Origin of the sequence: Nocardia sp. NPDC059154, from assembly GCF_042755705.1 — a bacterium.
In the GTDB taxonomy this organism is placed as follows: Bacteria; Actinomycetota; Actinomycetes; order Mycobacteriales; family Mycobacteriaceae; genus Nocardia.
The window spans coordinates 101,031-125,117 of record NZ_JBHZCS010000021.1; the positions used below are offsets into that span (position 1 = coordinate 101,031).

Annotated in this window: 22 protein-coding genes and 1 pseudogene; 13 read left to right on the plus strand and 10 right to left on the minus strand. The window is 68.0% G+C overall.

What is annotated here, in order from left to right; genetic code table 11:
* Positions 1-4: 4 nt before the first annotated feature.
* Both ACFXN1_RS19860 and ACFXN1_RS19865 read right to left on the minus strand, forming a co-directional pair.
* Complete coding sequence (locus ACFXN1_RS19860; RefSeq protein ID WP_379439626.1) at positions 5-1,000, minus strand: sugar ABC transporter substrate-binding protein; 996 nt, start codon at positions 998-1,000, stop codon at positions 5-7.
* 18 nt (positions 1,001-1,018) lie between these two features.
* Positions 1,019-1,936, minus strand: coding sequence for a TIM barrel protein (locus ACFXN1_RS19865; protein ID WP_379439625.1), 918 nt, complete (start codon positions 1,934-1,936; stop codon positions 1,019-1,021).
* 252 nt (positions 1,937-2,188) lie between these two features.
* On the opposite strand from ACFXN1_RS19865, the gene ACFXN1_RS19870 reads away from it, so the two are divergent.
* From ACFXN1_RS19870 to ACFXN1_RS19880, 3 genes are all read left to right on the plus strand, one after another.
* Positions 2,189-3,193 carry a LacI family DNA-binding transcriptional regulator gene (locus ACFXN1_RS19870; RefSeq protein WP_354846398.1) on the plus strand — a complete coding sequence of 335 codons (1,005 nt, stop codon included), beginning with the start codon at positions 2,189-2,191 and terminating at the stop codon, positions 3,191-3,193.
* 14 nt (positions 3,194-3,207) lie between these two features.
* Positions 3,208-4,218, plus strand: a complete 1,011-nt coding sequence (locus tag ACFXN1_RS19875; protein ID WP_379401356.1) for a Gfo/Idh/MocA family oxidoreductase — start codon at positions 3,208-3,210, stop codon at positions 4,216-4,218.
* A gap of 88 nt (positions 4,219-4,306) precedes the next feature.
* A complete protein-coding gene (locus ACFXN1_RS19880; RefSeq protein WP_379439624.1) occupies positions 4,307-5,110 on the plus strand; it encodes a hypothetical protein in 804 nt (267 codons plus the stop codon).
* Positions 5,111-5,120: 10 nt separating this feature from the next.
* Here the strand turns inward: ACFXN1_RS19880 and ACFXN1_RS19885 are convergent, their stop codons facing one another.
* Together ACFXN1_RS19885 and ACFXN1_RS19890 are read right to left on the minus strand one after the other, a co-directional pair.
* Positions 5,121-5,546, minus strand: a complete 426-nt coding sequence (locus tag ACFXN1_RS19885) for an ester cyclase (protein ID WP_379439623.1) — start codon at positions 5,544-5,546, stop codon at positions 5,121-5,123.
* 70 nt (positions 5,547-5,616) lie between these two features.
* Entirely contained in the window at positions 5,617-6,234 is a 618-nt protein-coding gene (locus ACFXN1_RS19890) for a LysE/ArgO family amino acid transporter (protein ID WP_364616841.1), read from the minus strand.
* A 73-nt stretch (positions 6,235-6,307) separates the two neighbouring features.
* Between ACFXN1_RS19890 and ACFXN1_RS19895 the strand changes: the two genes are divergently transcribed.
* The 4 genes from ACFXN1_RS19895 to ACFXN1_RS19910 all read left to right on the plus strand — a co-directional run bounded on the left by ACFXN1_RS19895 (position 6,308) and on the right by ACFXN1_RS19910 (position 9,728).
* Complete coding sequence (locus tag ACFXN1_RS19895; protein WP_364616843.1) at positions 6,308-7,186, plus strand: LysR family transcriptional regulator ArgP; 879 nt, start codon at positions 6,308-6,310, stop codon at positions 7,184-7,186.
* A 122-nt stretch (positions 7,187-7,308) separates the two neighbouring features.
* Entirely contained in the window at positions 7,309-8,394 is a 1,086-nt protein-coding gene (locus tag ACFXN1_RS19900) for an S-(hydroxymethyl)mycothiol dehydrogenase (RefSeq protein WP_379439622.1), read from the plus strand.
* Positions 8,394-9,020, plus strand: coding sequence for an MBL fold metallo-hydrolase (locus ACFXN1_RS19905; RefSeq protein WP_379439621.1), 627 nt, complete (start codon positions 8,394-8,396; stop codon positions 9,018-9,020). The genes ACFXN1_RS19900 and ACFXN1_RS19905 overlap by 1 nt, the downstream gene beginning before the upstream one ends.
* Before the next feature lie 168 nt (positions 9,021-9,188).
* Positions 9,189-9,728 carry a DUF4333 domain-containing protein gene (locus tag ACFXN1_RS19910; protein WP_379439620.1) on the plus strand — a complete coding sequence of 180 codons (540 nt, stop codon included), beginning with the start codon at positions 9,189-9,191 and terminating at the stop codon, positions 9,726-9,728.
* A gap of 9 nt (positions 9,729-9,737) precedes the next feature.
* Here the strand turns inward: ACFXN1_RS19910 and ACFXN1_RS19915 are convergent, their stop codons facing one another.
* Positions 9,738-10,826 (minus strand): glutamate--cysteine ligase, encoded by a 1,089-nt coding sequence (locus ACFXN1_RS19915; protein WP_379439619.1) that lies wholly within the window; start codon positions 10,824-10,826, stop codon positions 9,738-9,740.
* Between the two features lie 126 nt (positions 10,827-10,952).
* On the opposite strand from ACFXN1_RS19915, the gene ACFXN1_RS19920 reads away from it, so the two are divergent.
* The 6 genes from ACFXN1_RS19920 (at position 10,953) to ACFXN1_RS19945 (ending at position 19,708) form a co-directional block, all read left to right on the plus strand.
* Positions 10,953-11,288, plus strand: coding sequence for a TfoX/Sxy family protein (locus tag ACFXN1_RS19920; RefSeq protein ID WP_379401348.1), 336 nt, complete (start codon positions 10,953-10,955; stop codon positions 11,286-11,288).
* A 152-nt stretch (positions 11,289-11,440) separates the two neighbouring features.
* The gene (locus ACFXN1_RS19925) at positions 11,441-12,244 is read left to right on the plus strand and encodes an amino acid-binding protein (RefSeq protein ID WP_379401347.1); all 804 of its coding nucleotides are present in this window, start codon (positions 11,441-11,443) and stop codon (positions 12,242-12,244) included.
* A gap of 146 nt (positions 12,245-12,390) precedes the next feature.
* Positions 12,391-13,842, plus strand: coding sequence for an ABC1 kinase family protein (locus ACFXN1_RS19930; RefSeq protein WP_379439618.1), 1,452 nt, complete (start codon positions 12,391-12,393; stop codon positions 13,840-13,842).
* 122 nt (positions 13,843-13,964) lie between these two features.
* A complete protein-coding gene (locus tag ACFXN1_RS19935; protein WP_379439617.1) occupies positions 13,965-15,521 on the plus strand; it encodes a flavin-containing monooxygenase in 1,557 nt (518 codons plus the stop codon).
* Positions 15,522-15,549: 28 nt separating this feature from the next.
* Entirely contained in the window at positions 15,550-18,147 is a 2,598-nt protein-coding gene (locus ACFXN1_RS19940) for an SDR family NAD(P)-dependent oxidoreductase (protein ID WP_379439616.1), read from the plus strand.
* 10 nt (positions 18,148-18,157) lie between these two features.
* The gene (locus ACFXN1_RS19945) at positions 18,158-19,708 is read left to right on the plus strand and encodes a flavin-containing monooxygenase (RefSeq protein ID WP_379439615.1); all 1,551 of its coding nucleotides are present in this window, start codon (positions 18,158-18,160) and stop codon (positions 19,706-19,708) included.
* A gap of 25 nt (positions 19,709-19,733) precedes the next feature.
* On the opposite strand, the gene ACFXN1_RS19950 is transcribed toward ACFXN1_RS19945, so the two are convergent.
* From ACFXN1_RS19950 to ACFXN1_RS19970, 5 genes and pseudogenes are all read right to left on the minus strand, one after another.
* Positions 19,734-20,192: an SRPBCC family protein gene (locus ACFXN1_RS19950; RefSeq protein ID WP_379439614.1), complete on the minus strand. Its 459-nt coding sequence runs from the start codon at positions 20,190-20,192 to the stop codon at positions 19,734-19,736.
* A gap of 249 nt (positions 20,193-20,441) precedes the next feature.
* Positions 20,442-21,143, minus strand: a complete 702-nt coding sequence (locus ACFXN1_RS19955; RefSeq protein ID WP_379439613.1) for a nitroreductase — start codon at positions 21,141-21,143, stop codon at positions 20,442-20,444.
* Between the two features lie 382 nt (positions 21,144-21,525).
* Positions 21,526-21,768 (minus strand): annotated as a pseudogene (locus ACFXN1_RS19960) (TetR/AcrR family transcriptional regulator); the annotation flags it as partial.
* Between the two features lie 250 nt (positions 21,769-22,018).
* Positions 22,019-22,654 (minus strand): TetR/AcrR family transcriptional regulator, encoded by a 636-nt coding sequence (locus ACFXN1_RS19965; protein WP_379439611.1) that lies wholly within the window; start codon positions 22,652-22,654, stop codon positions 22,019-22,021.
* Between the two features lie 151 nt (positions 22,655-22,805).
* Positions 22,806-24,014, minus strand: coding sequence for an acyl-CoA dehydrogenase family protein (locus ACFXN1_RS19970; protein ID WP_379439610.1), 1,209 nt, complete (start codon positions 24,012-24,014; stop codon positions 22,806-22,808).
* Positions 24,015-24,087 lie beyond the last annotated feature (73 nt).

Below are 24,087 nucleotides of genomic sequence, written 5' to 3' on the forward strand. Positions count from 1 at the left end.
CGGTTCACCGCGTGCCCTGGCCGACCAGCGCGGCGACGGCATCGACATTGCTCTTGTCCACGAACGCGGGGCCGGTCTGCACCGGATGGCCGCCGCCCACGGTGTTCAGGTTCGATTTGTAGAGCTTCAGCATCACCACCGGCAGATAGCCCTGCTCGTACTGCTGCTGATCCACCGCGAACAACAGCGTCCCGGCCCGGATCGCGCTCACCACATCGGAATTCAGGTCGAAGGTCGCCACCGTCGCCTTCGAGGCGGATTCCCGCACCGCGTCCACCGCGCGGGCGGCGATCTGCGAATTCAGCGTCAGCACCGCGTCGATGGAGCGATCGGCCTCCAGCGCGCCCTTGATGCGCGACTGCACATCGGTCGGGTTGTTGATGTCCACCTGCAGTGTGGTCGCGGCCCCGAAGCCCTGGGTGGCGCCGGCACAGCGTTCGTTCGCGCCGACATTCCCGGCCTCGTGGATCACGCACAGCATCTTGTGTTTTCCGGCGTCGGCCAGCCGCTTCCCGGCGGATTCACCGGCCAGGCGCTCGCTCTGGCCGACGTGGCCGATGGCCCCGAACTGGACGCTCTCGGCCTCGCCGGAGTTGATGGTCACCACGGGAATCCCGGCGGCGACGGCCTTCTCGACCGACGGCTTCAGCGCGTCCGGGTTGGCCATGGACACCACCAGCCCGTCCACGCCCTGGGCCACGGCATTGTCGATGAGCTTGGCCTGCTGGGTCGGATCGCCCGAGGAGTTGTACTCGACCCGGACGCCGAGGTCCTTCCCGGCGGCTTCCGCACCGTTCTTGACCACGTTCCAGAAGGCGTCACCGGGCGAGCCGTGGGTCACCACGGCCACCGACTTCAGGGTGCCCACCGCGGCCGGGGCCTGGGCGGGTCCGGTGACATCGGCGCCGGGGCCGCTGCAGGCGGCGAGCACGGCCGCCGCCGCGAGCCAGGGCGACAGGCGCAGCCAGCGGGGGCGGCGCGATCGGGAGATTGCGGACATCGTCGTCGTCACCTCCCACTAGATCCGAGCCGAGGCGAGACCAGCGCCGATCTCGGCCAGGTGTCGCAGACTTCGCCGAGCGTCACCCGTCGGGCCCTCGGCGGTAGCGCCGGGACGCAATGCGGTGTCCTGCTCGATCACGTACCAGCCCCGGTATCCCCCGGCATGCGCCGCGCGGACCAGGGCCGCGATATCGACATCTCCGGTACCCAGCGGAACGTAGAGCCCCTGCCGGACAGCCGCGCTGTATTCGATACTGCCGCTGCGTACTTCGGCGGCCACGGCCTCGCGGACATCCTTGAGGTGGATGTGCCCGAGGCGATCCGCGTGACGGCGGACCAGATCGACCGGGTCGGTGCCGCCGATGAGCAGGTGCCCGGTGTCGACACACAGGTCCAGCCCGGAGTCGGCGAGAAAGCGATCGACCTCGGCGGCCGTCTCGACGTGGGTGCCCACATGCGGGTGCAGGGCGACATGCAGGCCGTGCGCGGCGGCGATCTCGCCGACCGCGGCCGCGGTGTCGATGAGGGTCCGCCATTCACGATCGCCGAGGGGTGTCCGGGTGTCGTACCCGTCCTGCCCGGTGGCGGCGGCCAGCACCAGGATCTCGGCGCCGGCGGCCGCGAACCGCTCGGCCGCGGCGCGGGCGGCGGTGACGGCCCGGCCGGGTTCGCGGTGCAGCGCCAGGGCGAGGAAGCCGCCGATCGGCGCAATACCGTAGGTGCTCAGGGTCTTCCGTAGCTCGACGGGGTCGTCGGGTAGGTAGCCGGGCGGGCCGAACTCGGTGGCGGTGATGCCGAGGTCGGCCATCTCGGCCAGGACGATGTCCGGTTCCAGGACATGCCCCCAGCCGGGGACCTCGCAGACTCCCCAGGAGATCGGCGCGGCGGCGATGCGCAAGGGGGTGATACGCAGTGGATGGAGCGGTTCGGTCATCGGCACTTCCCAGACCCGTCGTTGGCCATCGGTGAGGCTCGTTGGAGCGCTCCAACAATGTAACCTGGCTCACTCCGGTGTCAAGGGTTCGACATGTGCCGAAAAGTAGTGCGTACGCACGGAAAATGCTGTCTTCCAGGCGAAATGGCGCTGGATACCGATGTCCAGAATATCCGATTAGAGCGCTCCATTGCCTCGGGCCACGGCAACGCTGTAGCGTGCGACACACATCGATACCGACGGGAGGCGACCATGACCAGACCGACCATGGAGGACGTCGCCGCCCGTGCCGGTGTCTCCCGGGCGCTGGTCTCGCTGGTCATGCGGAACTCCCCCAAGGTCAGCGAGCACCGCCGCCGCGCGGTGCTCACCGCGGCCGCCGAACTCGGCTACCAGCCGCACGCCATGGCGCGGTCGCTGGCCAGCCGCACCTCCAATATTGTCGGGGTCATGGTGTCCGACCTGCGCAATCCCTTCTTCGCCGATGTGGTCGAGGGCATGGACGAGGCGGCGCGACAGGCCGGGCTGGAGCTCATCCTCAATACCGGCCGCCGCAGCGCGACGCGGGAAAGGACCGCACTGGAGAGCCTGCTGGGCTTCCGCCCGGGCGGGGTCATCCTGCTCTCCCCGGTGCTGCCGGCCTCCGCCATTCGCGATGCGGCAGCGCGCTGCCCGGTCGTCCTGGTCTCGCGCACCTCCACCAGCCCGGCCGTGGACACCGTCAACGACGACGGCGAGCTCGGTGCCGCACTGGCCGTGAATCACCTTGTCGCCCTGGGTCATCGGCGCATCGTGCACCTCGACGGCGGCGCGGCCTTCGCGGCGCCGCCGCGGCGCAAGGGCTACACCGCCGCCATGGCCCGCTACCACCTCGAACCCATGGTGATCCCCAGTGAGCACACCGACGAGGCGGGCGCGGCCGCCGTCCGCACTCTGCTGAACATCTTCTCCCCCAGCACTTTTCCCACCGCACTGGTGTGCGGCAACGATTTCAACGCCGTGGGCGCGATGGCCGCGCTCGAACAGGCGGGACTGCGTGTGCCCGAGGACGTTTCGGTCGTCGGGTACGACAACACCTCGCTGGCGGCGCTGCGGCACGTCGCGCTCACCACCATCGACCAGCCGCGCACCCGCATCGGCGGGCTGGCCGTGGAGGCCCTCACCGAGCGACTGCGCGCCGACCGCACCGATCCGGTGCGCAAACGCCTGGAGCCGTCACTGGTCGTCCGCTCGACCACCGCCCCACCCCGCGACTGACAGGAGCCATCGCCATGTCCCCGATCACAGTGGGCCTCGCCGGCACCGGCCGCATCGGCACCTCCCACGCCGAAACCCTCAGGGCCCTACCGGGTGTGGGCGCGGTCGTCGTCACCGACACCGATGCCGAACGCGCCCGCGCCACCGCCGGCAAGCTCGAGGTGGAGTACGCGCCCGATATCGAGGCGCTCTTCGCCGCCGGTATCGACGGCCTGGTCATCACCACCGCCACCGATTCCCATCCGGCCCTCATCACCGCTGCCGTCGACCGCGGCATCCCGGTCTTCTGCGAAAAGCCCATCGCCGCCGACATTCTGGGCACGCTGCAGGTGGTCGAACGTGTGGAGCGCTCGACCGTCCCGGTCCAGATCGGCTTCCAGCGCCGCTTCGACGCCGGGTACCGGGCCGCCCGCGCCGCCGTCGCCGCCGGGGACCTGGGCTGGATCCACACCCTGCGCGCCACCACCCTCGACCCCGCGCCACCGCCCGCCGAGTACATTCCGCGCTCGGGCGGCCTGTTCCGCGATTGCGGCGTCCACGATTTCGACATCATCCGCTGGGTCAGCGGCCGCGAGGTAGTGGAGGTCTACGCCACCGGATCCAATCGCGGGGACCGGTTCTTCGCCGACGCGGGCGATGTCGACACCGCCGCGGTGGTGCTGCGCCTCGACGACGGCTCGCTGGCCAATGTCGCGCTCAGCCGCTACAACGGCGCGGGCTACGACGTGCGGCTGGAAGTGCTGGGCTCCAAGGGCAATGCCATCGTCGGGCTCGACGAACGGGCCCCGTTGCACTCGGTCGAACCCGGCCAATCGCCCTCGGGCCTGCCCGCCTATCCGGGCTTCATGGACCGCTTCCACGGCGCCTACACCGAGGAGCTGGCCACCTTCCTGGGCGTGATCACCGGCCGCCTGACCAATCCGTGCCCGCCCGCCGACGCCCTGGAGGCCTTCTACATCGCCGAGGCCTGCGAGCTGTCCCGGCATCAGCGCAAGCCGGTGCGGCTGGCCGACATCCGCCGCTGAAACTTCGGCTACCGCAGCGCGGCCTCCCCGTTTACCCTTCGGTGTGCCCGGTGATCACAGCGGGACCACCGAGACGAGAGCTATTGGAATGAGCGGCAATTCGATACCACCGGGCTATCATCCGCAGGACGAGCTGTGGACGCAGGACACCGTCGTGTTCGACGCGGTGCGCGACGACCACGACGGACGGCAGGCCGGGCCCGGAGGCGGCCGGCCGCGGAATTCGCAGGCCAGCCGGTACGTGATCATCGGTCTCACGGCCACGATCGTCGTAGCGTTGCTGGCCATCGGCGGCCTGCTCCTGTCCGGCCACGGCAGCTGGGACGCGGCCCCGAACGCCACGAAGGGCCCCACGCCGACGCGAATCGTGCTCACGACCACCACATCCGCGTCACCCACCACGACCGCGCAGGCGGCCGAGGTGACCACGGCGCCCGACACGGCCACTGCCACGACGACCACCACAACCACGACCGCCACGACGACCAGCGCGGCCGCGGTCAGCGGGACCTGCACCCAGGCCGGCCAGACCGCTGTCGCCGGCGACGGCTCGGTCCTGACCTGCACCGCGGCCGGAGACGGCACGCTCCGCTGGCTGTCGGTCAGCACGCCCTCGCTCGGATTCCCGTGCAACGCGACCGAGGCCGGGACCTTCGGCTACGCCCCGAACGGCACCCAGCTGCTGTGCTCCCGCCGCGCGGGATCGACCACGCCGACCTATGTGTGGGACAGCCCGGGCCCCGTGACCAGCGGAACGCACGAGCCCGGAACGATCTGCAATCTCAAGAAGGACGTGGTGGCCAAGTCCTCCAGCGGCCGGGCGGTCACCTGCCTGCCCACCAACGGAAACAACAACGGCAACTACGTCGGCGCGTGGAAACCCGTGTCCTGAGACCGATTTCCTACAGGGTGACGACACCCAGCTGGATCAGCTGGGTGAGGGTGTCGGCCACGCCCCACACCTCGGCGATCCGGCCGTCGGTGAAACGCATGATGAAGATCTCGTTGTACCGCACGGCTTTCCCGGTCGCCGGGCGGCCCAGGAACGCGCCGTCGTTGGTGCCGGTGACGACGGTCCGGCCGACCACCTTGTCGCCCTCGGCGATCATGTCCACGACGTCCAGCTTGATGTCGGGATAGCCGGTCACGAAGGCGCGCATGATCTGCTCGAGCCCCGCCGCGCCCGGATGGTCCACCGGGAACGGAACATTGAGAATGGCGTCCGGCTGGGTGATCTCGTGGATGGTCTTCGAGATCAGTTCGGTGTCACCGGTACCCACCACGTCGTGCAGGAGTTTGAAGGTCGCCTTGTTCTGTTCTTGCTGCATGCCCCATGAGACACCGGCCGACGTCGGCGCGTGACAGTTCCTACTGTGACCGCCGTCGTCGGTCAGGGTGTCAGCTCACCAGCAAACCGACAGCGAGACCCGTCATGACGAGGGCGATCACCGAATCCAGCACCCGCCACGCGCGCGGCTTCGCGAAGACCGGGGCCAGCAGCCGTGCGCCGAAACCGAGCGAGACGAACCAGATCAGACTGCCCGCAATGGCTCCCGCGGTAAGAAACCAGCGATCTGGGGTGGCATAGGTATTGGCGAAGGATCCCAGCAGCACAACCGTGTCCAGATAGGCGTGCGGGTTGAGCCAGGTGACAGCCAGGCAGGTGGCCACGGCCGCGCCCAGCGCGATGGGCGCGCCGCCGCCCGCGGACAGGGCCGAGGCGGAGAACGCGCGCTTGGCGGCGAGGGCGGCGTAGCCGAGCAGGAAGGCCGCCCCCGCGTACCTGGCAATGGTCATGATCATCGGGGCCGAGTTCACGATCGCCCCGAAGCCCGCGACACCCAGGGTCATGAGGATCACGTCGGAGCCGATGCACACCGCGACCACCGGCAGGACATGCTCGCGCCGGATCCCCTGACGCAGCACGAAGGCGTTCTGCGCGCCGATCGCCACGATGAGCGACAGGCCGAATCCGAGTCCCGAGATGGCCGCCAGGGCCGCCGATGATGCGTTCACACGCTCGAAAGTAGGGCAGGCGTCCAGCACCAGGCCAGCTAAAGATTCTGAGGCGCCATTACGATTTCTTACTATGGATCTGCAGCTCGACCAACTGCGCGCGCTCGACGCCGTCATCAGCGAGGGCACCTTCGACGCCGCCGCCCGCAGGCTCAGCGTGACACCGTCGGCAATCAGCCAGCGCATCAAGGCGCTGGAGGACGCCGCGGGCCGCATCCTGGTGCAGCGCACCAAACCGGTGCAGCCCACCGAATCCGGGCTGACGGTGCTGCGGCTGGCCCGCCAGATCCAGCTGCTGACCGGCGATACCGCGCGCGAACTCGGCGACGTGCACCAGCCCGGCGCCGCCCGGGTGGTCATTCCCATTGCCGTCAATGCCGATTCGCTGCAGACCTGGGTCATTCCGGCGCTCGGCCGCGCCGCCGCCGGGGTGTCGTTCGACATCCATCGCGAGGACGAGGAACACACCACCCGCCTGCTGCGCGACGGCACCGTCATGGCGGCCATCACCTCCACCGCTGCGCCGGTGCAGGGCTGCACGGTGCGGCGGCTGGGAGCCATGCGCTATCGGCCCATGGCGCAGCCCGCCTTCGCCCGCACCTGGTTTCCCGACGGCGCGAATGCGAAATCGTTCGCACACGCTCCTGTGGTGCTGTTCGACCGCAAGGACGATCTGCAGTTCCGGCTCATGCGCCATTACACCCGCAAGCCCGTGGATCCGCCCCGGCATTACATCCCGTCCTCGGCCGGATTCAATGACGCGGTATGCGCCGGTATGGGCTGGGGGATGATCCCCGACCTCATGATCCGCCCCGAGGACGAGCTGATTCCGCTGGATGAGAAGGTATTCGTAGATGTCCCGCTCTACTGGCAGCAATGGCGGCTCGATTCCCCGGCACTGACCCTCGTGGCCGCTACGATCGCCGAAGCCGCCGCGGAATCCCTGTTGTGAAAGGCCACAGGTTGCGATCGGCCACAAGGAGATTCATTTTCCGTCACCCGGGGTAATAGATGACGTGGGCGGGGTCGGATGCGATAGTCGAAGGCATTGCGGTTAGCCAGGAAGGAATTTCGTTGTCCCAAACTGTGCGCGGCGTCATTGCACGCTCGAAGAACACCCCGGTGGAAGTCACCGACATCGTCATCCCGGACCCGGGTCCGGGTGAGGCCGTGGTGCGGGTGCAGGCCTGCGGGGTGTGCCACACCGACCTGCACTACCGCGAGGGCGGCATCAACGACGAATTCCCGTTCCTGCTCGGGCACGAGGCCGCCGGCATCGTCGAATCGGTGGGCGAGGGCGTCACCGATGTGCAGCCCGGGGATTTCGTCATCCTGAACTGGCGGGCGGTGTGCGGCTCGTGTCGCGCCTGCCGCAAGGGCAAGCCCTGGTACTGCTTCTCGACCTTCAACGCCTCCCAGCCCATGACACTCACCGACGGGACCCCGCTCACCCCCGCACTGGGCATCGGCGCCTTCGCCGAGAAGACCCTGGTCCACGCCGGGCAGTGCACCAAGGTCGACCCGAGCGTGTCCCCCGCCGCGGTCGGGCTGCTGGGCTGCGGTGTCATGGCCGGGCTGGGCGCGGCCATCAATACCGGCGGGGTCGGCCGCGGTGACTCGGTCGCGGTCATCGGCTGCGGCGGGGTCGGCAACGCGGCCATCGCGGGCGCGAAGCTGGCGGGCGCGACCACCGTGATCGCGGTCGACATCGACGAGCGGAAGCTGGAGTGGGCCACCGGATTCGGGGCCACCCACACCGTCAATGCCGCCAAAGAGGATGCGGTGGAACGGGTTCAGGAACTCACCGATGGCTTCGGCGCCGACGTGGTGATCGATGCGGTGGGCCGCCCGGAAACCTGGAAACAGGCGTTCTACGCACGCGATCTGGCGGGCACCGTGGTGCTGGTGGGCGTGCCGACACCGGACATGACCCTCGAGATGCCGCTCATCGATTTCTTCTCCCGCGGTGGATCGTTGAAGTCCTCGTGGTACGGCGACTGCCTGCCCTCACGCGACTTCCCCTACCTCGTCGAACTCTACAAACAGGGCCGCCTGGACCTGGATGCCTTTGTGACGGAGACTATTTCACTGACCGATATCGAAGCCGCCTTCACCAAGATGCATCACGGCGACGTACTGCGCTCGGTGGTGGTGCTCTGATGGCGCACATCGACCACGCCGTCACCATCGGCACCTTCAGCCTCGACAACGAGACCTTCGACGTCGACAACAATGTCTGGGTGGTGGGCGACGACCTGGAGTGCGTCGTCATCGACGCGCCCCACAATGTCGAGGCGATCCTGGATGTCATCGGCACCCGCAAGGTCAAGGCCATCCTGGTCACCCACGCGCACGACGACCACATTCGCGTCGCGCCCGAATTGTCCAGGGCCACGGGCGCTCCCGTGCTCATGCATCCCGACGACCTGGTGCTGTGGCAGCACACGCATCCGGAGACCAGCCCCGACGGCGAGCTGTCCGACGAGCAGGTGATCGAGGTCGGCGGGACCGAACTGCACGTGCTGCACACCCCCGGGCACGCCCCGGGCGCGGTCTGCTTCCACTCCCCCGACCTGGGCGTGGTGTTCACCGGCGACACCCTGTTCCACGGCGGGCCGGGGGCGACCGGGCGGTCCTACTCGGACTTCGGCACCATCGTCGAGTCGATCGCCGACCGCCTGCTCACCCTGCCGCCGGAGACCCTGGTGCACACCGGGCACGGCGAATCCACCACCATCGGCGCGGAATCCCCACAGCTCGAGGAGTGGCGCGCCCGCGTGAACTGACCCATCGCCGCAGCAGGACCGGTCCAGCGCAGGTCGCCGGACCGGTCCTCTGTCAAGTTCCCTAATCCGCCCCGCACTGCGGCGCGCCAGCCCCGGACACGCCGGATTCGCCGGTTTCGCAAGCTCATTTTCAAGATTTTCCCGGTAAACCCGCGCCTAAAGTTGTCCATGAGAAAACTGACAGCCGCTCTGGCCTTGACGTTCGTGCCGCTTCTCGCCGTGGGGTGCTCGTCATCGGGTGCGGACTCGGTGAGCAACAGTGACGTGCGGACGAAGGTCACCAGCTTCTACAAGGACAAGTCGCACGAGGACGCGAAAACCGTGACCTGCGACGGCAATCTGCCCGCCAAGGTGGACGCCACCCAGACCTGCACCGCCACCTCCGCCGACGGGCAGACCTGGGCGATCAATGCGAAGGTCACCAAGGTCGACGGCAAGGACGTCTACTACGACCTGACCCTGACCGACGCCTTCGTGGCGCCGGATGAGGTGGCTTCCAGCGTCTCGAACTTCTATCAGTCGAAGGTGGGCGCCGCCCCGCAGTCCTCCACCTGCAACGGTCTGCTGCGCGGTGCCACCGGCTCGACCATCCGATGCGTCGTGACCGAATCCGACGGCACCCGCTGGGGTGTCACCGCCAAGACCACGAACGTGGAGGGCTCGAAGGTCAACTACGACATGATCGTCGACGACCAGCCGATGCCCTGACACCGGGGATTATCGGCACGTATAGAGCGTGGCCTCGGCCAGTTCACCCACCACGTCCGAGAGCCGGCCGCGGGTTCGGAAGGCATTGAGCTGACGCCGCGCCCCGTTGCCGCGCGCCAGCAGCGCGGCCACGGTGTCGGTGACGAAGGCGAGGTCGTCCAGCTGGTCCAGGGCCGGCCGGATGCGGTCGATGAGCCGGGTCAGCAGGTCCTCCACCGGGACCGTGCGCCCGTCGAGCGGATCGATGGCGGTCCCGTCGATGCCCTCGTGCGCCGCCTTCCAATATGCCGCGCGCAGTGTGTCTTCCGCGACGACGGGCACGGAATCGGTTGCGCGGGCAGTCATTGCGCAGGCGCGCACCAGGCTGGCCAGCAGCGCCGACTCCTCCACGGTGGCGGGCACATCGCTGACCCGCACCTCCACCGTCGGAAAGGTGCTGGAGGGCCGCACATCCCAGTAGACCATCTTGCGATCCAGGATGACCCCCAGCGACAGCATGGACTCCACGGCCCCCTCGAACTCGGCGACCGAGCCGAAGTGCGGCGGCGGCCCGGCGCTGGGCCAGCGCCGCCACAGGATGTGGCGCCAGCTGTGGTAGCCGGTTTCGGCGCCGCGGTAGATCGCCGAGTTGGCGGTCAGCGCCAGCAGCAGGGGCAGCCAGGGCCGCAGGAAGTTGCTCACCTGCAGCGCGGCGGCCCGGTCCGGCACCGCGACGTGCACGTGACAGCCGCACAGGCCCTGTTCGTGGGCCAGCCGGCCGAAGCTCGCGGCGATCCGGCTGTAGCGCGGGGTGGCGGTGATGGCGAGTTCGTCGGGAATGGTCGGCGGTACCGCCACGGCGAGCAGCAGCGCGTCGTTCTTCTCCGCGCACGCCGCGGCGCCGCGCCGCAATTCCCGCAGTTCCCGAAGCAGCTCACCGGTATTCGTGTGCACGCGGGTGCTGGTCTCCACCTGGCACCGCATGATTTCCAATTGCAGGTCCATGCCGAAATCCGCGGCGGTCCGGGCGACGTCGGCATTTCTGCCGACCGGCGCGCCACTGCGCGGATCCACGAGGAGGAACTCCTCTTCGACACCCACTGTCGGCGGGGCTTCCACGAATCAGGTGTACCTCACCGGGGACGTGCCGACACCTGCCGGAATGGTCTCTCCGGTCCGCGGCCGGCCGGGCTCCGAGCGCGCCGCGACCCAGAACTGTCGGTCGGGTGGGTCACAATGCCGGGTATGGCATACGACGAGGAGCTGGCCGACCGGATTCGGGACGCGCTCGGGCCCGAACTGGTCAATGTGGTCGAGAAGAAGATGTTCGGCGGCCTGGCGTTTCTGGTGGGCGGCAATATGGCCGTCGCGGCCAGCGGCAAGGGCGGGCTGATGGTGCGCACCGATCCGGACACCTCCGCGGCGCTGCTGCGGGCGGGGTCGGTCGAGCCGATGGAGATGGGCGGGAAGAAGATGCACGGGTGGCTGCGCGTCACCACCGCGACCGTCGCCGACGACGATGTGCTCGACGAGTGGGTGCGGCGCGGGGTCGACTTCGCCAAGTCGCTACCGCCCAAATAGGGGCAATCAATGTGTGCCGGGGCACAGCTCCGGCGCGACTGTGTCCCGCTTCACCGAATGACCAATTGCCGCAAGAGGTTTGCCGGGTTCCGTCACCCCTTCTTTACACCGCACCACAGTCGGGGAAACCTGCTTCCAGCACTGTGGTGAACATGAGGCAAACCGAGATTCATACGCTGGCCTGCGAAGTCTGCGGTCGTCTGCCCCATCCGAAACGAACCCGCATGGCGCTGGCCAAACTCGCTGCGGTCTTCCCGGTCGAGCTCGCCCTGCACGCCCTGGTCGTCCACCTCGAACTGCCCTATCTGGCAACGGTTTCCGTGCTCGCCGTCGCCGCCACCATCCTCGTCATCTGGGTGGTCGAACCCGGCGCCATGCGCTATCTCGGCCGCTGGCTGCACGCCCCGGAACTGCGCCACCGCCGCCGCCTCGACAGCGCCGAGCGGCTCTGGCGCATCCGGGTGCACCTGGACAACGAGCCCGGGCGGCTGGAACTGCTGGCCAAGCAGCTCGCCGACCGGCGGGCCAACATCCTGGCCGTGCACGTGCATCACCTGGAGAACGGCGTGCTCGACGAGCTGGTGGTCTCCACACCGGCCGAGATCGGCCCGCAGCGGCTGACCCAGGCCATCGCCCGCGCAGGCGGGGTCGCCGCCGGCATCTGGCCCGCGTCGGCGCTCACCCTGGTCGACGGCCAGACGCGCGCACTGGGACTGGCCGCGCGGGTGGCCGCCGACCCCGCGGAACTGCCGCTGGTGATCGCCGAACTGCTGGGCGCGCAATACGTTCCGGATCCGGACCCGGGCCGCGTGCCCGGCAGCACCCTGCTCGAGATCGGCCCGCACGACGATCTCGCGGCCATGACCTTCCTGCGTACCGGGGAGCCGTTCACGCCCGCCGAGGTCGCCCGCGCACACCGGCTCACCGATCTGGCCCTGGTCACCGCCCGGCCCTGACCCGTCACCAGCGGATTCCCTTCGCGCATCCCACCATTCAGGACGCGGTTCCGGGGCGTACAGATTTTCGTACCGCATAGTTTCACTTCGTGGCAGACTCCCTGATGCGCATTCGATCGAAACGCGCGCTAGGGGTTGGTTGATCGATGAGTTTGCGGCGAAGCGGTGCGCGACGGGGGGATGCGGACATCGGCGGGAATCCGCCTGCCCGCACAGTGATTCGCACCGCGAAACTGGCCGCGGTGCCGCTGGCCTACGCCGGGCGGCAGGCGGCCGGGGCCGGCAAACGGGCACTGGGCCGGCCGGCGGGTGAGATCGATCGGGAGATCCAGCTGCGCACCGCCGAGCACATGGCAGAAGTGCTGGGCGAATTGAAGGGCTGCGCCGCCAAACTGGGCCAGGTCCTGGGCATCTACGAGCTGGCCCTGCCGCCGGAGCTGGCCGAGCCCTATCGGATCGCGCTGGCCCGGCTGCAGGACGCCGCGCCGCCCATGCTGCCGCGCACCGTGCACACCGTGCTGGCGGCGTCCTTCGGCCCGGATTGGCGGGACAACTTCCGGGAGTTCGACGATCGCCGGGCCGCCTCGGCCACCATCGGCCAGGTGCATCGCGCGGTCTGGCACGACGGCCGGGCGGTGGCGGTGAAGGTCATGTACCCCGGCGCCCGCGCGGCGGTGGACAGCGATCTGCAGCGGCTGCGCGGATTGGCCTGGCTGACACCGGTTTTCGCGCCGCATGCCGACGGTCGCGCGGTGGTGAACGAGCTGGCCGAATGCCTGCGCATGGAACTGGATTTCGCGGCCGAGGCACAGAGCCAGCGCCGCTTCGCGGAAGCCTACGCCGGGGACCCGGATTTCCGGGTGCCGCAGGTGGTGGCGCAGTGCGGCGATGTGATCGTCAGCGAGTGGCTGGACGGAATTCCGCTGTCCCGCTTGATCACCACGGGCACGCAGGCGGAGCGCGACCGGGTGGGCATGCTGGCGGTCCGGTTCTTCTGGTCGTCCGCGCCGCGCTCGGGGCTGCTCTACGGCGATCCGCATCCGGGCAATTTCCGGGTGCTGCCCGACGGCCGCCTGGGCGTGGTGGACTTCGGGGCCTGCCCGCCGTGGCCGCCGGCCCAGTTCCCGGCGCTGGTGCACGACCTGGCCGACGCGCTCATCAATGGCGGGCCGGCCGAGCTGGACCTGGCCACGCGCAGCCACGGGTTCACCGACGAGCAGCGCGGTCTGGACAGCGCGGGGCTGGCCGAGAAGCTGCTGCCGTTCACCGAACTGCTGCGGCACGAGACGTCCCGGGTCGATACCGAGTGGCTGCGCGGCCGCACCCGCGACGCCATGAGCCCCAGGCTGGACAATGTGTACCGCCAGCTCGGGATACCCGCGTATCTGATGCCGTTCCAGCGCGGGCTGGTCACCCTGCTGGGGCTGGTCGCGCAGCTCGGGACGACCGGGCCGATGCGCGCCGAGATCCTGCGCTGGTCACCGGAATTGAGCGCGGTCATGGACCGGCATCGGGCGCGCGGCGGGCAGCCGGCCGATCTCGAGGCCGTGCGGCTGCGCCGGGCGGGCGCGGCGGCGACCGGGTTCGCGGCGGGGTGAGCCGCACCGGACCGGCTTGCCGGCTCACCGTCACCCCGAGGTCTTGATCACTGTCCCAGACAGAACTACCCTGGGGTGACAGGCGCAACGTAGCGCCGGAGTCTGTCCGGAAGGTCCCCGTCGTGACCACTGCATCCAAAGACATCCGCCCTCCTGAGCTTTCGGCTCCGGACCACGAGGTCGCCGTCATCGGCGCGGGGCCCGGCGGCATTGCCGCGGGGGTCAAGCTGAAGCGGGCCGGGGTGTGCGACTTCGTCCTGCTGGAACGGGCCGACGAGGTCGGCGGTAGCTGGCACGAAAACCATTACCCGGGGCTGGAAGTCGATATCCCGTCCCTGGCCTACCAGTACTCTTTCGCGCGAAACCCCAACTGGAGCAGGCTGTTCGCCTCCGGCGCGGAGGTGAAGCGGTATCACATGGCGGTGGCGCGGCGGTTCGGGCTGTATCCGCACATCCGGTTCGGGACCACCGTGGTCAGCGAGGAGTGGGACGAGGACCGGCACCGCTGGACGCTGCACCTTGACAATGGCGAGGTGACGACCGCACGGTTCGTCATCAGCGCGGTCGGCGCGTTCATCAGTCCGAAGACCGATCCCGGAATTCCCGGATTGACGCTGTACCAGGGCACGATTCAGCGCCCCCCGGACTGGAACGACGACTACGACCTCACCGGCAAGCGGGTCGCGATCATCGGCACCGGCGCGAGCTCGGTGCAGATCACGCCGTCGATCGCGGACGCGGTGGGCAGCCTCGCCGTCTTCCAGCGCACGCCGGTGTGGTGCCTGCCCAAACCCAATCCGCGGATTCCGCGCGCGGTGCAGCTGGCCCTGCAGGTCCCCGGGCTGCAGGCGACGCTGCACGGCGCGGTGCTGGTGGTGGTCGACGCCGCCCTGCGCGGTATGTCGAACGTACCGCTGCCGGTGGTGCGGCCAGCCATGCGGGCCTTCGACGCGACCGCCATTCGCGGCTATCGCGGTCTGCTGCGACTCCTGGTGCGCGATCCCGGGATTCGGGCGGGCCTCACCCCGGACTACGGGCCGATCGCCAAGCGGCCGACCTTGAACACCGGGTATCTGCTGGCGTTCAACCGGGACAATGTCGACCTGGTGACCACGCCCATCGAACGATTCACCGCGCACGGTATCCGCACCACCGACGGCGTCGAGCACGAATTCGACATGATCGTGCTGGCCACCGGCTATCACGTGTTCTCCGACCCGGAGACCTACACGCCCGGGATGGTGGTCGGCCGCGACGGTGTCGATCTCGGAAAGTATTTCACCGAGCAGGGATTGCAGGCCTACGAGAGCGTCTCGCTGCCCGCACTGCCCAATCGGTGGACGCTGGTCGGCCCGTATTCGTGGACCGGCAGCGGCTGGCACGCCTTCGTGGAGATGACCGCCGACCATGCGGTGCGCGCCATTTCGGAGGCGCGGCGACGCGAGGCGACGTTCGTGGCCATCCGCCAGGATGTGCACGACGCCTATCACCGCCGCATCTACCGGCAGGGCGCGGCCATGCGCTACTACCTGGCCGAATTGAACGCGCACGTGCCCACCTACTACCGCAATTCGCAGGGCGACAGCACCTATATCCGGCCCACCGGATTCTTCTCGGCGCAGCGGGCGCATCGTCACTTCCCGTTCGCCGACTACGAATTCGAGCGGTTGCCCGCCTGACCCCGCCGTTCGACAAGGAAGTCGAGCCATGATGGAACTGCCGAAATCGGTCCGGATCGCACTGGGCGCGACCGGATACGGCATCAGCGACCGCCGCCTGGCACCGGCCGTGACGGGCCGGGTGATCCTGGTGACGGGTGCGTCCTCGGGCGTCGGGCGGGCCACCGCGCGCCGCCTGGCCGCCAATGGCGCGACCGTGCTCGCGGTCGCCCGTCGCGAGTCCCTGCTGGCGGAATTACGTTCGGAGACCGCGGAATTCCCGGGAACCGTCCACCCCTACCCGGCGGACCTCTCCGATACCGAGGCCTGCGCGGCACTCATCACGCGTGTGCTGGCCGAGCACGGGCACGTGGATGTCTTCGTCAACAATGCCGGTCGATCGATCCGCCGCTGGCTGTCGGATTCGCTGGACCGCTGGGACAATTTCGACGACACCGCGCGTATCAACTTCCTCGGCCCCATGCGCCTGGTGCTGAGCCTGCTGCCGTCCATGCGGGCGCGCCGGCAGGGGCACATCGTCAATATCAGTACCGCCGGTGTGCACGGCCCGGGTGTCGGCTGGACGGCCTATATCGCCTCCAAGTCCGCGTTCAATTCCTGGATGCGCGGCGCCGCACCGGAATTGCGGGCGGACGGCATCGACGTCACGACTATTCACCTGCAGCTGGTGCGCTCGGAGATGCTGGGTCCGTACCGGATCTATCGCTACACCCCGAGCATGTCGACCGAGGAGGCGGCGAGCATGGTGTGCCGGGCGATCGTGGACCGCCCGCTGGCGATCCGGCCGTGGTGGGAGCGGGCGAGCGCACCCCTGTCCTATGCACTGGACAATTCCCGTGCGGCGCAACGGCTGCTGACCACATACGCGAAGGCCGGGAACTGGAACAATCGGCCGGTCGACTGGGCCGGGCCGATCGGGCGGGTCGAGCGGGCCGCCGATCTGCTCGACGACGCGGTGACAGTGGCCGGGCGGATTCCGGCCAGCGGCGCGCTGAACCTGGTGCCGCCCACCCGGATTCCCCAGCTGGCCCGGGCATTACGCGGTGGGATCGGACTGGCCACGGCGCTGTCGGTGTGCGCCGCGCGGTTCCCGGATCGGCCCGCCATGATCGACGACGAGGGCTCGATCACTGCGGCCGAGCTGGATCGGCAGGTGCAGCGGCTGGCGGCGGCGCTGCGGGCGCGCTGGGATGTGCGGCGCGGGCAGCGGGTGGGGGTGCTGTGCCGCAATCATCGGGGATTCGTGATCGCGGCCTATGCGGCGGCGCGGCTCTCGGCGGATCTGGTGCCGTTGAACTACGGCTTCGCCGGGCCGCAGATCGGTGAGGTGCTCGACCGCGAACGCGTGGAATTGCTGCTGTACGACGGCGAATTCCATACCGCGATCGACAAATCCGGCTATCGGGGTCGGCGAGTGGTGGTGCGAGGCGCCGCGGACGGCTTGCCGACCGTCGCGGACCTGGTCGCCGCGGGTGGGCCGCCGGTGCGCGAACCCGCGGGCGGAGGCTCGATCATTCTGCTCACCGGCGGCACCACCGGAGTGCCCAAGGGCGTACCCCGCACACTCGGCGCGCGGTCCGCGCTGGCCCGGCTGAGCCCGCGCATGGTGCTCGCGCTCGGCGACCTGGCCCGGATCGAAACGATTCCGCGGCTCGGACGGCCCATGGTGATCGCCCCGCCGCTGCATCACACCTACGGGATCCTGGCGCTCGCCGCGGCGTTCCTACTCGGGTCGACCGCCATCGTGCACGACCGGTTCGACGCCGAAACCGTGCTCACCGATATCGAGCGGCACGGTGTGCAGATCGCCTGCCTGGTGCCGACCATGATCAAGCGGATCATGGATCTTCCGGCGGCGGACCGCCGCGGCCATCACCTCGAGAGCCTGCGGATGGTGGTGTGCGGCGCCGCTCCCCTGCCGGCCTGGCTGGCCACCGCCTTCATGGACGAGTTCGGCGAGGTGCTGTTCAACGCGTACGCCTCCACCGAGACCGGCGCGGGGACCTTCGCCACGCCCGCGGATCTGCGGGCCGCGCCCGGGACCGTGGGCCGGCCGCTGACCGGGATCGTGGACATCCGCATCGTCGACGGCGACGGCCGCGAGGTGCCCGCCGGTGTCACCGGCCGCATCGTCAACAAGAACCCGAGCGTGTTCGCCGGCTACAGCGACGGCCGGACCAAGACGATGGTCGGACAGCACATGGACTCCGGTGACCTCGGGCATGTCGATGCCGAGGGCAGGCTGTTCGTGGACGGCCGCTCCGACGACATGATCGTCTCCGGCGGCGAGAATGTCTTCCCGCAGGAGGTCGAGGAGGCACTGCTGGCGCATCCGGCGGTGGCCGACGCCGGAGCCGTCGGGGTGCCCGACGACGATTTCGGGCAGCGGCTGGCGGCGGCCGTGGTGCTCCGGGCCGGGGCGCGGGCCGGGGCACGCACCCTGCAACGGCACATCAAGGCCACGCTGGCCGGCTACAAGGTGCCGCGCGACATCGTGTTCGTGCCCGAACTGCCGCGCACGACCGCGGGCAAGCTACGGCGGCAACAGCTTCCGGAGGTCATCGCACGGGCGCGCGCGGCGGCCGAGTCCGGCGTCGCTCTCGAATCCGATCCATCCAGGACGTGAGGTCTCAGTCATGAGCGCTACCAATGGTTCCCAGCCCCGGCCCACCCATGAGGTCGTGATCGTCGGCGCTGGCCTGGGCGGGATCGGCGCGGGTGTCGCACTGCGCCGCATCGGAGTCGAGAACTTCGTCCTGGTCGACAAGTGGGCGAAGGTCGGCGGCACCTGGCTGGCCAATACCTATCCCGGTGTGGCCGTGGATATTCCGTCGCCGGTGTACAACTTCTCGTTTCAGCCGCGGTCGCACTGGTCGCGATTCTTCGCGCCCGGCGCGGAATTGCAGCGATACGCGGAGGAGGTCGTCGATCGGCAGGGGCTGCGCGGCAAGCTGCGGCTCGGATCGGGCGTCGTGCTCGGGGTTTTCGACGAGGAGCAGGATCTGTGGCGGATCGCCCTCGAGGACGGCACGGAGATCACATCACGCTATGTGATCGGCGCGGTCGGCGGGCTGGAGCAGCCGCACAATCCGGATATTCCGGGGATCGGCGACTACACCGGCAAGATCATGCACAGTTCCCGGTGGGATCACGACTACGACTACCGGGGTAAGCGGGTGGCGGTGATCGGCACCGGAGCCACGGCGCTGCAGGTGATTCCCGAACTGGCCAAGGAGGTCGCGCAGCTGACCGTGTATCAGCGGCGGGCCATCTGGATCGGGCCCAAGGTCGACTTCCCCATGGGGCCGGTCGCGAACGCGGTGCTGAATTTCGCGCCGCTACAGCGGACGGTGCGCTTTCTCGGCAATGTGGGCGTGAACGCGGGGCTGGGGGCAGGGCTGGCCATCGCCAACTATCCGCGGCTGACCTCGATGGGTATGACGGCGGCCGAAACCGCCATGAAGGCCTTTCTTTTCAGTCAGGTGCGCGATCCCGAGCTGCGCCGCAAGCTGACGCCGGACTACCGGTTCGGGTGCAAGCGGCCGTCGATCTCGAACTCGTATTTCAAGACGTTCACCCTCCCGCATGTCGATCTGGTCACCGAGGCCATCGAGCATTTCACGCCGACCGGCGTCGTCAGCGCCGACGGGCGGGAGCGGGAATTCGATATGGTGCTGTGTGCCACCGGATTCAAGGTGATGGAGAAGGGGTACACGCCGCCCTATCCGATCTACGGTCGCGACGGGCTCGAACTGGGCGAGTTCTGGGACGAGCACCGCTTCCAGGCCTATCAGGGTGTTTCGGTGCCCAGGTTCCCCAATGCCTTCCTGATCGTCGGGCCCTACGCTTATGCGCCCGGTTCGTATATTCCGCTGATCGAATCGACCTCGGCGCATGCGGCCCGGGTCATCGGGGAGGCTCGTCGGCGCGGCGCGACCCGGGTGGAGGTGCGGCAGCAACCGCACGACGAGTACTTCGCGCGGATGGACAGGCGGGCCAAGCGGACCCACCTGTTCACCCAGGGCTGTATCACCTCGAACACCTACTACATCAACTATCAGGGTGACGGCGCGGCGTTCCGGCCTTCGACGCAGTTGGAAATGTATTGGGAGAACCGGCATTTCCCGCTGGACGACTACCGTTACACCACCGCCGCGGTGCGCGAGCTCCAGGATGCGGCCTCCTGAGAACCCCGGGCGCGCAGCCGGCCGATCACTCCTCTTCGGCCAGCGCCGCCAGCCGATCCACCGATCCGCGCAGCTTCTCCGAGGTGGTGGCGCGCGCCCGGGCCAGTCGCTTCTCATCGGCCAGATCGGTCCAGTCGTAGGTGTGGGTCACGCGGGTCCGGTTGTCGCCCAGCGGCTCCAGCTCCCACCGCCACAGGTGGCCGGGCGGCTGCGCACCGCGTTCCGAAGGCAGCCAGGCGATTCGGCGCGCCTCCTCGAATTCGACGATCCGGTTCTCCCGGACCCCTCCATGGGTGAGCGTCATCTCGAAGACGTCACCGACCGACCGCACCCGCTGCCCGGGCTCCGCGTGTGCGAGATTGTCGTTCGCATCCCAGCGGGGCTGCTGCGCCGGATCGGCGATCAATTCGAATATCCGTGCGGCCCCGGCGGCTACCTCACGCTCTGCGGAAACAACTCGCCTGGCTTCTCCACCGTCGCTCATACTCCGATCGAACCACCCCTCGGGCCGTCCACCGCGATCGGGGAGGCCGGACCGGCCGGCACGACAGTTGTATTTAGTTGTTCTGCAGCAGAGTTGCTTCCGCGGTAGGTTGCCGTGGGTGCTGGATAATGTTGGGGGCGAGGATGTTTCGTAAGTGATCGGAGAAGGGCGTTGGGGCCTGGTCCGGAAATCTGAACCAGGCCCCCAATGCATTCATGTGATGATCGAGCACATACGGGCGGAGCCGGTTCAGCCGACCCAGGTGACGGTCTCCTCGACCGCCGCGCGCCGAGTGCGGAAGCCATTGGCGGGATGGTCGTGATCAGGCCAGCCGAACGAGACGCCACAGATGATCAACCGGTTGTCGGGTAGGCCGAAATGCTGGCGGATAAACGGCGCGTAGGCTGCCAGCGCAGCCTGCGGGATCGCGCCAAGGCCCAGACCCTGCGCGGCCAACAGGAAGGTCTGCACGTACAGGCCGCAGTCGACCGCGCCGTAGACGCCGAGATCCGCTTCGGTGGTGATGATCGCGGCATGTGGCGCGCCGAAGAGCTCGAAGTTCTTGGCGGCCTGTTGCGCCGAAGCCTGCCGGTCGCCTTTCGCGATCCCGACACTCTCGTACAGCTGAAAGCCGCATTCACGCCTGCGCTCGCGATACTCACCGACATATTGCGCCGGAAACGGAAAGTCTGGCGTGAGCTCCGCGGAGGCGGCGTGGGCCGAAAGCGCGGCGCGGAACTTCTCGGTGCCCTCACCCTCGGTGACGAGCACGTGCCAGGGCTGGGTATTGCACCATGACGGCGACCTGCGAGCGAGCTCGAGCACCCGGGTGATGGTTTCGCGGGAAACCGGATCGGGCAGGAATCCGCGGCAGCTCCGCCTTCCTTCGAGCAGCCTGGCAAGGTCCGTCGCGCCATCGGAGACGAGCGCGCGGGTATCCGTCGTGGTCATTGGTCGGTTCCTTAGGTTCGTAGAAGTACGTTGTGCTACAACCCGGGTGGGTTGAGTGTGGCGGTGGGGGTGGTTTGCTCGGCTGCTTGTCGTGCGGACTTGAAAGGATTGGCCGCTCGACCCGCCTGGACTTTCCAGAGCCGTTGATTGAGATCTGCGAATTTGTCAGTGCTTCAAGGAACTGACGGTGGGGTTGAAGGACGGGCGGTGACGTGACTGATCGAGCGTGGGTCGGGATCGACGTCGGCAAGGAACACCACTGGGTGGCGGTCCTCGATAAGACGGACCGAATACTGTTGTTCCGCAAGGTCGGTAACGAATCGGAGATCGCGGCAGTGATCAGCGATGCCCGCATGCTTCCCGACCTGGTCCACGTCCCCCAGGACACGAGCGCGTCGGCGTGGCTGCGCAGCACCGCCGGATACAGTTCCGGCTTTCCCGAGAAGTGTTGGTATAGAACGGGTTTGCTGATATCGGCGTGGTCCGCGATCTCGCCCATCCCCGCGGTGTGATAGCCCCCCAGCACGAATATCTCGCTTGCCGCGGACTGTAAATTGCGCTCGGCGCGCCGCTCGGGCTGCAGGCACGGCGCGCCGCCGTGGTGGCAGGTTCGCTGCCATCTGATGGATCGTTGGCCCTTCGATTAGGTCAGTCATTTGGGCCCTCCAATCACTTCAGCGAAAGACTGCACCGAGCACCCCATTAAAGAGATATTATATCTCAATATAAGCAGGTTTCGGGTCGAAGTCGAGGGATGCCACACGCAACGAATCCGCAGATTCCCCAGCCGTGCGGCCACGAAATCGCCGATAGGGTCCACGGCTGCGTCGCCGATGTCCGCGACGAACCGGCGCTGGCCAAAGCCGAACGGCTGCTCAGCCTCGGCTCTCTGCCTCGGTCTCGTACCGTGCCGCCGCAAACGCAGTGTCGACCACCGCCAGTGCGCGGATCCTGAAGGCGTCGTCGCTGAGCAGACCGGCAATCCACTGGTGGATGGTGCCGAGCAGGCCCGCTGCGATGACATCGCCATATCGGCGAACGTTCACCTGGGGGCCGATGAAGCCGGCTTCGACCGCATCCTCGAGGCAGCCGATGAGGGCATGGGTCGGATCATGGTCGAGGACACGCCCGCTCATGCTCCACCCGGACAGCAACACACGGAAAACCGGGCCGTCGGCGCACAGGATGCGCACCACCGCGTCGACGATTCGATGCGCGCGCTCCTGGGGTTCATCGGCAGTAATGGATTGAACGTCCAGGCCGGCGAGCGCTCGGTCGGCAAGCGCGCTCCACAGTTGATCGCGGTTGCCGATGAGGTTGAAAACGGTCATCGGCGCCACCGCCGCACGCGCTGCGATGCGCTCGACGGTGAGGCCCTTGTCGGGATCCTCCCGGAGCAATTCCAGGGCGCCGTCGAGAATCCGCTCCGCACGGCGTCTCTTCCCCAGCTCCCGCAGGCCCAACGACGCTGTGTCGCCGGTGACCTCATCCGACGAGACGGAGCGCGCCATTGGTCGCCCTCCTCTCGATCATTCGTGCGCCACTGTCGCGACAATCTCCGTATGCCCGCCCCGATGGTAATCCACGAAACGGACAGCCCCCGGTATAGGCGGTGGGCCGGACAGCGGCCGCGAAATGGCTCACCCGGAAACGCCGGATAGGTCAGTAAGACCGCGGCAACCCCAGCGAATGCTCCGCAACGAAATTCAGGATCATCTCTTTCGAGACGGGTCCCATATTGAGCATGCGCACCACCCAGTAGTAGGGCGCCAGCTGATACTCGTAGGTCACGCCGTTGCCGCCGTGGATCGCAACAGCGGTGTCGAGTGCCTCCAGCCCTGCCGACGCACCGAGGAACTTCGCCATGTTCGCCAGCTCACCGACCTCTACGCCGGTGTCATACAGCTGACATGCTCGCTGGGTCAGCAGAATAGCGGACTGCAAGTGGATGTGGGCGGCCGCCAGGGGATGAGCCACGCCCTGATGCGCACCGATGGGCCGGTCCCACACCTGCCGCTGATTCGCGTAGTCGACGGCTTTACGCAATGCATACTGCCCGATCCCGGTGCAGAGCGAGCTCGTCAGAATGCGTTCGGTGTTCAGGCCCGTGAAGGCGACCGCAAGTCCGTGACCTTCCGCGCCGATCATATTGTCGGCCGGCACCTCCACATTGTCGAAGAACACCTGGTGACTCCTGTCAGGCTGGTTCATGACGGTGCGGATGGGCGTCCAGGTCAGCCCCGGGGAATCGGCCTTCACCATGAACACCGACAGCCTGGAACGACCGCTGCGCTCGCTGGTACTGCTGCGGGCGACAACCATCACCCACTCGGCCGACTCCATCCCGGTGATGAACACCTTCTGGCCACTGAGAACCCAGTTGTCACCAACACGCCGCGCGGTGGTGGTAATGCGGTGGGCATTGGATCCAGCGTCGGGCTCGGTTATGGCGAACGACAGCCGCGTCTCACCAGAGGCAACGCCCGGCAACCACCGCGCCTTTTGCTCCTCGCTGGCGCTGCGGTCGAGAACCGTTCCGGTCACACCCGAGGAGAACAGCATCGACTGCAGTGGAGTTCCAGCGATCGCGGTTTCCTCCACAACAACGGCGAGCTCGCTCAGCCCCAGGCCGCCCCCACCGTGCTGTTCGGGTAGGTGCACACCCAGATATCCTTTGGCGCCCAACGTCTTCCACAGCTCAGCACAGTTGCCGCCTTCGTCGACCTGCCGTTGGTAGTAGTCGGGCCCGAACGAGCGCGCGATACCACCGACCGCGTCACGAATCGCACGTTCCTCGTCGGACATCACGACGGTGGTGCCGGTTTGGACTGCCATCAACTCCCTTTCCATCCCAGCCAGGTCGCCACGCAAGCCCCGGACTGCAACTTATATTGTTATATAATTTTAGAGTGCAGCATAAGAATTCCGCAACCTTGCAGCGGCC